A 13,086-nucleotide genomic window follows, 5' to 3' on the forward strand; every position below is an offset into this window, starting at 1 on the left:
AAGAAAGATGGCACATCGACCTCAAGCAGGAGTCGGTCTGCTTTTTTTCGTTGTCTTCCGATTTGAATTCAGCACTCCCAAAAGGAGGTGAAAATCATTCCTCTAGTCGTTCGGTCTACGGTTAATGCAACAGGTGCCATTACTTTTACAGGCAATACATTGGGGTTAAGCCGGTCCGATACGCTTGGGGTTCCGGGTACCCAGGATAGTATCGGGGCCTTCTCCACGGTGAATACAGCCTCCATATTCGGCACTTATCCTGCTGGCACTACAAATCTGTACCAGAGCAACAGTTCAGCAGCGGTCCTGGTGCTTCCGGCGGGGAGCACGGTCCTGTATGCAGAACTGATCTGGGGCGGTTCCTATGTTAACGGGAACGTCAACCTCACTGCGGCGATCAACAATCCCGTTTCTTTCATAACACCGCTCGGTAACACGGTCAGCGTGTCCCCCGACGCAGCCACTGCCAATTCCGTAGATCTGGGAGGCGGAGCGCTCGCCTATGTCCGTTCCGCCAATGTGACCAGCATTATTCAAGCCTCTGGAGCCGGAACCTATATCACCGGAGGCGTAGTCGGCACCATCGTTATCAACGGTGACGCTACTGCTAATCATGCGGGGTGGACGCTTGCTGTCATCTACCAGAATCCGTCACTCCCTTTCCGCAACATGTCTCTGCGGGCGGGGGCCGTACTTGTCCAGTCCACCTCTGCCCCGGTTGTCACAACGATTACCGGATTTGCCACACCTGTCACAGGAGCACTCGGCGGCCGCATCATGTTCAGTGCCCAGGAAGGAGATGCCAACCGTTCAGGAGATCAGGCGCTCTTCGGGCCCACCTCCGCGACCCAGGTCGCTTTGTCAGGCCCGAACAACTTTGCCAACAACTTCTTCGCTTCACAGATCAATAATGATACCGGCAACCTGAATACCACCGGTACGTTCGGAAACCGCAACCAGACCAACGGCAGTCCCGGCTCCAACATTGTCGGCGGCCGGCAGGGCTGGGATATCACGAACGTGGATGTTGGCGCGCGCCTGGTTAACAATCAGTCCTCGGCTTTGCTGACACTGACTACGTCTGGCGATGCATACGTCGTTAATGCTAACGGGCTGCAGATTGATATCAATGCACCCAGAATCTCATTAACCAAGGCCTCCAATGTCGCCGGTACAATCGTTGGTGATCTGGTCACGTACACCGTTACCGTCAGCAATACCGGCACGGCAAGCGCAGCCAGTGTTGTACTGTCAGACACGCTGCCGCCAGGCCTGACCTTTGTGGCCGGAAGCGTTGTGGTAGCCGGGGTTTCCCGGCCGGCTTTTGACATAACATCCGGCATCCCTCTCGGATCTCTGGCCCTGGGTACTTCAATCACGATTACATATCAAGCCAGGGTTACATCCTTGCCAAGCACACAAATTGTCGCCAACACAGCCAATGCCGCATTTACGTTCCAGAGCGTAGCGGGCGGCCCGATTGTGAGCGGGGTTATTCCCTCCAATACAAGCTCGCTGCCGGTCTATTCTCCGGTTCTTGGCATCGTCAAAAGCGCAAATACGACCAACGCTACCGTCGGTGATCAGATTATCTATACGCTCCAGATTGCAAACACCGGTAATATCGGCGCCACAACTACACTCACTGACAATATTCCTGCGGGCAGCACCTATGTTCCGGGAAGCTTTACGGTCAACGGCACTCCGGTAGCAGGCAATCCCGCCGCCGGCATCCCTATTGGCACCATTGCTGCCGGGGCAACCTCAACTGTACAATTCCGTGTGCTGGTAAACAGTCTGCCATCGCCTCCGCAGCTGGTCGATCAGGCCACGGCAGCCTATAGCTTTATCGTTCCCGACGGCCGGACCGTTCCCGGAACGGCAGCCTCCAACACGCTGACCATACCGGTCAGGCTGCCGAGTGTCGCTATTGTCAAAAGCGCCAGCTTCCCGGATGTGGCCGTAGGTGACACCCTGGTGTATACATCGGTGGTCACTAACAACGGAATTGTCGCAGTCACGAATGCCGTACTCTCTGATCCGATCCCCCCCGGCAGCACCTTTGTGGCGGGAAGTGTCACTGTAGCAGGTAGTGCACGGCCGACTGCTGATCCTGCTTCCGGGATTACCATCGGAACCATCGCTCCCGGAGCCAGTGTAACCGTTACGTTCCAGGTGAATGTCACTTCCGTGCCGGGAAGCGGCCAGCTCTCCAACCAGTCGTCTGCTTCGTACAGCTCAGGAGCATTTAATGCAATCACCCAATCGAATACAACCCTAACCCCTGTATTTCAACCCGTAATCGGTATCGTCAAAAGCGCGAGTCCGGGCAGCGCGACGGTCGGGGGCAATGTGCAGTATACGCTGGTAGTGAGGAACACAGGCAATATCGCCGCAACGGTGAGCTTGACCGACACGATTCCGGCCGGGTCCGTCTTCGTTGCCGGAAGTGTTACGGTGAATGGCGTTGTCCGCCCGGCAGACTCACCCGTTAGCGGAATCCCGCTGGGGTCAGTAGCACCCGGAGCAAGCTTTACGGTGACTTTTCTGACTTCGGTTCAATCTCTGCCGTCTCCGGCAACCTTGACCGACCAGGGAAGCAGCAGCTATACGTACCAGCTGCCCAGCGGACGTGCCCTGTCCGGCGGAAGTGTGTCGAACACGGTTACCATTCCGGTATCTGCACCTAACATCACGCTCCTCAAGAGCGCCAATGTCACCGCTATAGCAGTAGGGGAATATCTCACCTACACCGTATCGGTATCCAACCCCAGCGGTGTGGCGGTTAACAATGTCGTTCTGTCCGATCCCGCCCCTGCCGGGAGCGCCTTTGTAGCGGGAACCGTCACGGTGAACGGGGCTGCTGTACCGTCTGCGAATCCGAATGCCGGGATCGCCCTGGGTACGCTTGCTGCCGGAGCAACGAGTATTGTAGTCTTCCAGGTCAACGCCACTTCTGTTCCAAGCCCGCCTCAGCTGAACAACCGGGCGAGTGCTTCTTTCACAGCGGGTGCATTCAGCGGAACAGCTCTTTCGAACACTATACTTACTCCAGTCTTCACCCCGGTGATTGGGCTAGTCAAAAGCTCCAGCCCTGCACAAGCCTCGGTGGGCAGTCTGCTATCCTTCTCCATATTCGCCAGCAATACCGGCAATATTGCCGCAACCCTGAATCTGACCGACATTCTGCCGCCGCAAACGGTCTTCGAGACCAACAGTGTAAGCGTAGGCGGAACGCCGCTGCCCGGCTTCAGCCCGCTGACCGGAATTCCGGTAGGCCCGCTTGCTCCCGGAGACAGCGTCACCGTCAGTTTTCTGGTTACCGTTACGTCACTGCCGCCGAACCAGCAGGTGGTCAATTCAGCGGCCGCCTCCTATACCTTCACGCTGCCGGACGGACGGCAGCTCGGCGGAAATACCGTATCGAACGCTTTGACTGTTCCCGTCTCTGCCCCCAATGTCAGTGTGGTCAAAAGCGTGAATGCCATCGATGCCGTAACCGGCGACATTCTTACGTTCACCTCCGCGCTGACCAACAACAGTATTACATCTGTCAGCAATATCATTCTCAGCGATCCTCTGCCTGAGAATGCGGCTTTCATTCCCGGAACCGTAATTGTAGGCGGCGTCTCCCAGCCGCTGGCAGTTCCGTCCGCCGGCATTCCAATCGGCAGTCTGGGCCCTGGGGCTTCAATTGCCGTAACATTCGAGGTGAGGATAACAATGCCGATTCCTTCACAGGTCAATAACCAGTCAACCGTCAGCTTCACCTCCGGGGTCTTCTCCGGCTCTTCATCTTCCAACGTCACTACCACACCGGTAACGCAGCCGCAAATTTCTCTGGTCAAAAGCGCCAACGACCTGAACGCCACTGTCGGCGACACGGTCATCTATACCATTCTTGTCAGCAATGCCGGCAACGTTGCAGCCAATGTAACGTTAACCGATAATATTCCAGCCGGCACCGTCTTTGATCCAAACAGTGTCATTGTCGGCGGCTTCCCTCAGCCGGGTGCGGCACCGGATACAGGCATTGCTGTCGGGGTTGTCGCTCCCGGCGCCAGCGTCTCTGTCAGCTTCACCGTCTTCATTGTCTCCCTGCCATCACCGCAGCAGCTGGTGAATCAGGCGGCTTCCACCTACACCTTCACACCGCCGGACGGGCGGCTGCTGAACGGAAGCGCCGTCTCCAACACTGTAACGATCGCTGTCTCCGCTCCTAATCTGGCGGTTGTTAAGAGCACGACTTCAACCTCGGTGGCACTGGGCGATACTATCGCCTATTCGGTAAGCATCACGAACAACGGAATAGACCCGGTTAATAATGTAGTGCTCAGCGATCCAACGCCAGATGGGGCAGCCTTCGTGCCGGGCAGCGTATCTGTAAATGGCGTGCCATTTCCAAATGCCCATCCTTCTACAGGAATTCCCATTGGCACACTGGCATCCGGTGCTTCCGCAATTGTCTCCTACAGTGTTACGGTAACATCGGTACCAGCAGATACTTCGATTGATAATCAGGCGACTGTAACTTACACCTCCGGTGTCTTTACAGGCTCCACCTTCTCGAACCCCGTGGCGGTTCCCGTCTTCCAGCCGAATATCGCCGCTGTCAAAACCGCCAATACCGCGAACGCAACGGTGGGTGATACAGTAACCTACACTATAACTGTCAGCAATACAGGCAACTACGCAGCAAGCCTGACAGTAACGGACAACATCCCAGCCGGGACTACTTTTGAGGAAAACAGTGTTCTGATCAACGGGCTGCCTCTGCCGCAGGCCAATCCCACCACCGGCATCGCTGCCGGAAGCATCGCTCCGGGCGCAACCGTTGCTGTCTCATTCTCGGTGGTGATCACTTCACTGCCTACACCGCAAACACTGGTAAATCAGGGGACGGCAGCCTACAGCTTCACCTTACCTGACGGAAGAACCCTTGGCGGATCGGTGCTCACCAACACACTGACCATCCCTGTCTCGAATCCGAATCTGGCGGTCGTCAAATCGACCACAACCACCGCTACCAATGTTGGCGATACGATTACGTATTCGGTCAGTCTGACCAATAACGGGATCGCTACCGTTAACAATGTCGTATTTACAGATGCCTTACCTGCAGGAACGGCCTTCGTTCCCGGCAGTGTAGTGGTAGACGGCGTCCCTCGTCCGGCTGCTTCACCTTCTACCGGGGTAACCATTGGCAGCGTCGCGCCAGGCGCTTCAGTAACTGTAGTTTTCAGTGTGACTGTAACGTCCCTCCCTGTCTCGGGAGTGCTTAACAATCAGTCATCGGTCAGCTTCACTTCCGGGGCACTGTCCAGTGTTGCCTTCTCGAACATTGTGACCACTCCGGTCTTCCAGCCGATTATTGTGGCAGCCAAAAGCTCTAACTCTGTAAATGCAACCGTTGGAGACACCATTATTTATACTGTCAATGTCAGCAATTCGGGTAACTATGCGGCTGCTGCCACTCTGACCGATACGATTCCTGCAGGTACAACGCTTGTTCCTAACAGCGTGCTGATCAACGGCTTCCCGGCACCGGGTGCAGATCCCGCCACCGGAATCCCTCTGGGTACGGTTGCTGCAGGTGCATCGCTGGCGGTAACATTCTCTGTCGTCATTGCCACACTGCCAGCCAGCCAGCAGCTCAGCAACCAGGCCATCATCGCCTTCAGCTATACGCTTCCTGACGGACGGACCTTCAACCAGTCGGCCAGCTCGAACATCAATCAGATTTCGGTATCATCGCCAAATGTACTCGTTGTCAAAAGCACTACTGTAACCGATGCAGTTCCGGGAGATACCGTTCCATACAGCATCAGCGTTACCAACAGCGGCATAGCGCCGATCAATAATGTTGTACTGAGTGACCCGATTCCGGCCGGCTCTTCCTTTGTTGCCGGAAGCGTAGTTGTGGACGGTACTCCGCTGCCGGGAGCGAATCCGGCTAACGGGATTTCACTGGCAACAGTGGCCCCGGGCGCGACGGTCCTGGTTACATTCAATATTCTGGTCAACTCCTTGCCTAATCCGGCCATCCTGAACAACCAGGCTTCGGTAAGCTTCACTTCCGGTGCATTCTCTGGCGCATCTTATTCCAACAATCTCATTACTCCGGTATTCCAGCCGATCATCGGCATTGTAAAAGCTGCGGATACGGCCAATGCGACGGTTGGGGATACCGTGACCTATTCCTTCAGCGTTACCAATTCAGGCAATCTGCCAGCTGTCGTAACCTTAACAGACTCTATCCCGCCGGGAGCTGTATTCATTCCGAACAGCGTACTGGTCAACGGCCAGCCTGTTCCGGGTGCAGACCCGACTACCGGCATTAATCTCGGCACCGTTGCAGCCGGAGCAACAGTCCTCGTGACAGTCACCCTGCAGGTCACGGTAGCTTCCCTGCCTTCTCCGCAGCAGCTCGTGAACCAGGCCGCCGCCACCTTCACCTTCACACCGCCGGATGGCCGTCTGCTCTCAGGTTCTGCACTGTCGAATACGCTGATTATCCCTGTCTCTTCACCGGACGTAACAGCAGTCAAGAGCACTCCTGCAATCGATGCGGTAGTAGGCGACATTATTACCTATACCATTGTTGTGACCAATAACGGTATCGTTCCCGTCAACAATGTTGTACTGGTTGACCCGATTCCGGCAGGCAGCCAATTTGTCGTTGGCAGTGTTGCCGTAGACGGAGTCTTCCGCCCTGGTGCGAACCCGGCTGCCGGTATAGTCATCGGCACGATTGCCGCCGGGGCGTCCACTACAGTAACCTTCCAGGTTCAGGTCATTGTAATATGACAGAAGGCTCACGGCTTCAACCTGTCGTAAGCAACCAGTCTATGGTCCTATTCAGCTCGGCAGAGGGTATTAACGCCATCACCTATTCCAATACCGTCAATACTCCCGTCGTGGGCCCTGTTCTATCCCTTCTCAAGCTTACGGATCACACGAGCGCCTCCCTGGGGGAGACGCTCGTCTACACCGTATTCGCCAAGAACAGCGGCAATACGTCCGCACTGGTCACCATCGTTGATGTCCTTCCTGCGGGTGTATCCTTTATTGCCAACAGCGTGCTTAGAGACGGAGTCCCCCTTCCGGGGGTCACTCCGTCTTCCGGCATACCGGTAGGCACTCTCTCTCCGCATTCCGGAGTTACGATCGCCTTCCAGGTCATTGTTGTATCGCTCCCGCCTTCTCTGGCCTTGCATAACAGGGCAGTCGGCACCTATTCCTTCTCCACACCCGAAGGACGAACGGTACGCGGGGAAGTCCGCTCCAACCCGGTGATTGTCTCCCTGCTGTCTTATCAGTTGTCCACGCTTCTCTCTGCCAGCACACCCACTACCTTTGTCGGCGATGCCGTGACGTATACACTGCAGCTCAGAAATGAAGGCACCCGGCCGCTGGCCGTGATTATCGCCACCATTCCGGTTCCGGAAGGTGCTATATTCATCCCCGGCAGCGTCATTGCAGGCGGGGTCTACCAGCCCGAGGCCGATCCGGCCCTTGGCATCAGGCTGGGTTCCTTGAGTACAGGCTCGGCTGCCGAGATTTCCTTCCGTGTGCGGGTGGCCGCAATCCCTCCGGACCCGGTATTGCCGGCGAAGGCGTTGGTCACCTATGAGGTCAATGACAACAGGAATACCGCTGAGAGCAATACAGTCCTCATAACGATCGTCCAGCCGGGAGTATCCGCCAGCTTGAAGGTAGATCTCTACAGCGCCGCTCCCGGCGATAATCTGCGGTATGAGTTCACCGTGCGCAACAACGGAAATCTGGCTGTAGAGGCTCTGTTGACCGACTTCATTCCGGCAGGTGTTCTATTCATCTGGGACAGCATTCATATTGACGGTGTTCCCCAGAAGGGAATACGGCCTGCGGACGGCATTCCGCTCGGAACGGTAAGAGCAGGCTCGGCGGTAAGGGTTGATTGTCTCGTATCCATTCCGGGCGCCACCGATATCCGCCAGACTCCGGCCATTCAGAACCAGGGCAGTGTCCAATACACATTCACCCTTCCGGATGGACGCAATGTCCGGCAGATCACCCGGACCAATGCTGTGACTACGCTGCTGTTCTCGCCAATCGTCTCCATTCAAATACAAGGAGAGCCGCCGGTTGTCGAGCCTGGAAGCATTGCCGAATTCCGGATTCTTGTCACCAACAGCGGGAATTATCCCGCAGAGGTCTCTGTGGTCCGGATTGTGCCGCAAGGAGCAGTAATTGATCCGAATATCGTTACCATCAGCACCATCACTGTACCCGAAACCCCGTACAGCGGAACTGTGGCTCTGGGAACACTACAGCCCGGGCAGACCGTCACCCTCACTTATTTTGTGAAAATCAACCTTGATTATATGGGCACATCGCTTCAGGGATCCTCGACCGCCCTATACTTATTCACGATAGACGGACGAAGATACTCCGGCGAAGCCCGCTCGAACAGCTATAAACTGCTCATTGAGGAAATCAGTGAATAATACAGCTCACATATCCCCCATCCCCATGAATATACTTTAGTTACAACCAGCCGCACCCGTCACAAGCGTAGCCTGTACCAATTTCAGAGAATCATGGGAGGTGGTCATCCTTGCCCCAGCCAACCGGTCCATACGCCTTTGTTGTGTCTAAAGAAGACTGGTCCCTTCACCGCAAAGGCCATCAGGATCAGGAGCGTCACCAGCAAAAGGTCAGAGAAGCCATTAAGGACAATCTGCCGGATCTCGTTACTGAGGAGAACATTATTTTGTCGGGCGGCAAGCAGATTGTGAAGGTGCCGATCCGCAGTCTGGATGAATACCGGATTATCTATAATTTCCGCAAGCAGAAGCATGTCGGCCAGGGGGACGGGGAGAGTCAGGTAGGCGATGTGCTCGGCCGCGATTCGCAGTCCGCCCAGCCGGGCAAAGGTGACAAGGCGGGGGATCAGCCCGGGCAGGATACTGTCGAAGCCGAAGTGGATATTGAGGATCTGGAGGATATTCTGTTCCAGGATATGGAGCTTCCCCACCTGAAGCCGAAGGACAAGGAAGAAATCGAGGTCAAATCCATTGTCTTCAACGATATCCGCAAAAAAGGCATGATGTCCAACATCGACAAAAAACGCACACTGATGGAGAATCTCCGGCGCAACGCCAGCAGCGGGAATCCGGGAATTCACAGCATCAGCCCGGACGATCTGCGCTACAAAACATGGGATGACATTACCGTCCCCCATTCCAATGCCGTAATTATTGCGATGATGGACACCTCAGGCTCCATGGGTACTTTTGAAAAATACTGCGCACGCAGCTTCTTCTTCTGGATGACCCGCTTTCTGCGCCGCCAGTATGAGAAGGTGGATATTGTATTCCTGGCTCATCATACCGAGGCCAAAGAGGTCAGCGAGCATGACTTCTTCACGCGCGGCGAGAGCGGCGGCACCATCTGCTCCTCGGCTTACCAGAAGGCGCTGGAGATTATCGACAGCCGCTATCCGCCGGCCAAATACAACATTTATCCCTTCCATTTCTCGGATGGCGACAACCTGACCTCCGACAATGAACGCTGCGTCAAGCTGATCGGTGAACTACTGAAGCGCAGCAACATGTTCGGCTATGGTGAAGTGAACCAGTACAACCGCAGCAGCACACTGATGTCCGCCTACCGCCACCTGAAGCAGGAGCAGTTCATGCATTATGTCATTAAGGATAAGAAGGAAGTCTATCAGGCGCTGAAGACGTTTTTCGGTAAAAAAACTACCGGGGCATAAGCTAAGATGTTTCCCATGGCTTACAGCAACAAGAAGTTGTCAACGTCATGCAGCACGCTTATTTCGGCATTGTTTCCCCCTTCCATCTGCTATCCAGGCCAAAAAGCATCCCCTTGCGAGCTTTTCATCCATCGCAAGGGGATGCTTTTTGCTTTTTGCTTGCTTGTATTTTCCGCAAAATACTCTTGACTGCTATATCGGCGACCGATATAATATGTATATCGGTTGACGATATAGCGTCAGGCGATGTAACGGTGATTGCTATAACGTCAGTTGATGTAACGAATCGTTAATACTAGACTAAGGCAGGTGAGGCATTTGTCAAGAAGCAATGAATACGGGGCGCTGACAGAGGGCGTATATTATATTCTTCTGTCACTGTTCACCCCGATGCACGGCTACGGAATTATGCAGAATGTGAAGCTGCTGAGTAACGGGCGCGTGGAGCTTGGCGCCGGCACGCTGTATGGCGCGCTTGGCACGCTGGTGGAGCGGGGCTGGATTGAGCCGTTGGCGGGCGGGCAGGATTCCCGCAAGAAGGAATACCGGATTACGGAGTCAGGCAGATCTGCACTGCTGAGCGAAATGACCAGGCTCGATGAGCTGTTGTCTAATGGAAGAAAGCTAATAGGAGGCGAACCGGAATGAGTCATGTGGTACGCAAATATTTCGCGGATTTTGAGAAGGAAGAGCAGTGGCTGAATGACATGTCTGCCAAAGGTCTTGCGCTTGTCGAATACTCCTGGGCCCGTTATGTATTTGAAGAGAGCGCCCCGGGGGAATACATCTACAGGCTTGAGTTGCTGGAGGAAGATCCGAAGAAAGCCAAGTCTGCCGAATACCTGCAGTTCATGGAGGAGACCGGAGCCGAGCGTGTGCCAGCCGGCAAAAAGCCGTCGGGCAAGACTGTATATGTCAACCCGCGCTGGGTAATCTTTCGAAGAAAAGCAGCGGAGGGTGCCTTCACCATTTATTCGGATACCGATTCCAAAATTAAGCATTATCAGAGAATATTCCGGTTATGGATTTCGCTCGCGGTGGCGGAGCTGATCATTGGCGTCTTTAATATATCCCTGATGTTTGTGAACAATCCCACCGCCCTCAACAGAATCAACCTTATTATGGGCCTGCTGCTCATCGTTCTGGCCCTGTTCTTCATTTCATTAAGTATGCCTATCCGCCGCAAGATTACCAAGCTGCAAAATGACAAGCTGGTCCGGGAGTGAGCCTTAATGCTCCGCAGAGCGTTCTGCGGTGATGATCCGGGCGTTGGCGGAGTGTTCTGCGGTGACGATTCGACCGTTGCGGGGCGTTCTGCGGTGATGATCCGGGTGTTGGCGGGGCGTTCCAACAGCGCGTTCCCCACTCCGGCTCCATTCAGCTTGTGAAAAGGACTGAGATTCCGTTAATTGACCGATCAGGCTTCATTTGTGGCTCATTTGAACAAGATAACGGAATCTCAGTCCGAATCAGCGGCAATATGAGGCTTTTGGCCAAAATAGCGTCTTCTCAGTCCGCTTCATTCCGACTACGCCATCTGCACCAGTAACTCCCCCACTTGCGCCACTACCACCTCTCCCGCCTGTTTCGCTTTTTCCCGCCCTCCCGCCACATCCGCATCTTCTGCTTCTTCCGATTTTTCCCGCCTCTCACGCCTCTCCCTACACTACCGCTTCTTCCGCCTCTCCCCCCAATTTTTTCATTTCCGGCTTCAATCTAAATTGTGTGACCTTCACGTCCCCGAACATCAACAAAAAGCCGGAAGCAAACGCGCTGCTTCCGGCCGAATTAACTTATTTAACGCACCTTCTCTCTATCCTTGCCCTTATCGGACTCCCCGGCGTTTTTGTTCGCGGCCTCACGGTCCTGCATCATTTCATCCACGGTCTTCACCTTCAGCCGGGCAGCGCCTTCGTTGCCGGCATTCGTCGGGATCAGATTACCGGAAGCTAGGCGTTCCTTCGCTTCAGCGATAGCCGCGCTGTACTGCGGCAGCCAAGGCTCCCCGGCAACCAGCATCTCATCCACCATCTGCCAGATCTCCTTCGGATTACAGACCGCACCGACCAGCGGGTCCATCATGAAGGCCTGGCGCAGCAGCTTGTCATCGCCATGCACGGCTGCTTCCACGGCTAGCCGCTGCACGGAGATGCTTACATTGCAGACAGCCGCCGGGCCCAGCGGCAGGTCGCCGACCAGCGGCATCGAGATACCGTTGCGGTCTACATACCCCGGAGCTTCAATAATGGCATCGTCCGGCAAATTGGAGATGACCCTGTTATTCACCATATTGAAATGACCTCTGTACACGCGGCCCGTCTCAAGTCCTTCTATTATATAGGAGCCATGCTCCTCGCCACGGTTCTCCCGGGTATACTCCAGAGCCGGTTCCTTCATCCAGTTCGGGAAGTCCGTTTCGAACCAGTTGCGGCCTTCTGTGCAGACCCGCAGGTATCCGCCTGTCTCTCCGTTGATCCAGCTGCCCAGATCAATCCAGTCCATAATCTCGCCGCTGCGTTTGCGGTACCAGGGAACATATTCGCTCAGATGTCCGTTCGACTCCGTGCTGTAGTAGCCGAAGCGGCGGAGCATATCGATCCGCACCTTCTCGGTCCGGCTGAATTCCGGATGCTGCTCGAAGGCCTCCAGCAGTCCGGCCGTCAGATCCTTGCCCTCATGCTTCGCAGAGATGTACCAGGTCTGGTGATTGATTCCGGCGCAGATAATATCCACCTGCGACTTCTCCAGCCCGTAGACTTCGGCGATCTGATGATGTCCGTGCTGTACGCCATGGCAGAGTCCGATGGTCCGCACACCGCCATATTTATTGCAGGCCCAGGTGAGCATGGCCATGGGATTCGAGTAATTCAGGAGCAGCACATCCGGCGCAGCCGTCTCCCGGATATCCCGGCAGATCTCCAGCATCTCGGCCATGCCGCGCTGTCCGTACATGATCCCTCCCGCACACAGCGTATCACCTACGCATTGGTCCACGCCGTATTTCAGCGGAATGTCCACATCGGTGGCGAACGCCTCAAGGCCGCCCATGCGGATAGTGCAAAATACGTACCTGGCATCCTTCAGCGCTTCTCTCCGGTCCGTAGTGGGAGCGATCACAATATCCAGGCCGTTCTCCTTAATATCCCGCTGGCACAGCTCGGTGACCATCTGCAGATTATGGCTGTTTATATCCATGAATGAGACTTCAATATTCCGGAATTCCGGTACTGTAAGCAGGTCGCGCAGCAGCCCGCGTGTAAATCCGATACTGCCCGCCCCGATAAAGGTTACTTTAAAAGACATCGTTATCATCCTCCGGCAAAGAA

The 13,086-nt window shown here is 55.1% G+C and carries 7 protein-coding genes; 6 read left to right on the top strand and 1 reads right to left on the bottom strand.

Features of this window, described 5'->3' with window-relative positions:
* Positions 1–159: 159 nt before the first annotated feature.
* From NSU14_RS21295 to NSU14_RS21320, 6 genes are all read left to right on the top strand, one after another.
* Entirely contained in the window at positions 160–6,807 is a 6,648-nt protein-coding gene (locus NSU14_RS21295; protein ID WP_340947306.1) for a DUF7507 domain-containing protein, read from the top strand.
* The gene (locus NSU14_RS21300) at positions 6,804–8,489 is read left to right on the top strand and encodes a DUF11 domain-containing protein (RefSeq protein ID WP_340947307.1); all 1,686 of its coding nucleotides are present in this window, start codon (positions 6,804–6,806) and stop codon (positions 8,487–8,489) included. The genes NSU14_RS21295 and NSU14_RS21300 overlap by 4 nt, the downstream gene beginning before the upstream one ends.
* Before the next feature lie 110 nt (positions 8,490–8,599).
* Positions 8,600–9,760: a sporulation protein YhbH gene (gene yhbH, locus NSU14_RS21305; RefSeq protein WP_042135257.1), complete on the top strand. Its 1,161-nt coding sequence runs from the start codon at positions 8,600–8,602 to the stop codon at positions 9,758–9,760.
* 318 nt (positions 9,761–10,078) lie between these two features.
* The gene (locus NSU14_RS21310; protein WP_340947308.1) at positions 10,079–10,408 is read left to right on the top strand and encodes a PadR family transcriptional regulator; all 330 of its coding nucleotides are present in this window, start codon (positions 10,079–10,081) and stop codon (positions 10,406–10,408) included.
* Positions 10,405–10,986, top strand: a complete 582-nt coding sequence (locus NSU14_RS21315) for a DUF2812 domain-containing protein (RefSeq protein ID WP_076242695.1) — start codon at positions 10,405–10,407, stop codon at positions 10,984–10,986. The genes NSU14_RS21310 and NSU14_RS21315 overlap by 4 nt, the downstream gene beginning before the upstream one ends.
* 6 nt (positions 10,987–10,992) lie before the next feature.
* On the top strand, positions 10,993–11,148 hold the full coding sequence (locus NSU14_RS21320) for a hypothetical protein (RefSeq protein ID WP_179093425.1): 156 nt from the start codon (positions 10,993–10,995) through the stop codon (positions 11,146–11,148).
* Between the two features lie 409 nt (positions 11,149–11,557).
* Here the strand turns inward: NSU14_RS21320 and NSU14_RS21325 are convergent, their stop codons facing one another.
* Entirely contained in the window at positions 11,558–13,063 is a 1,506-nt protein-coding gene (locus NSU14_RS21325) for an alpha-glucosidase/alpha-galactosidase (RefSeq protein ID WP_340947309.1), read from the bottom strand.
* Positions 13,064–13,086: the final 23 nt, after the last annotated feature.

The sequence above is a fragment of the Paenibacillus sp. FSL R10-2771 genome, assembly GCF_038000205.1.
Lineage (GTDB): Bacteria > Bacillota > Bacilli > Paenibacillales > Paenibacillaceae > Paenibacillus_AQ > Paenibacillus_AQ phytohabitans.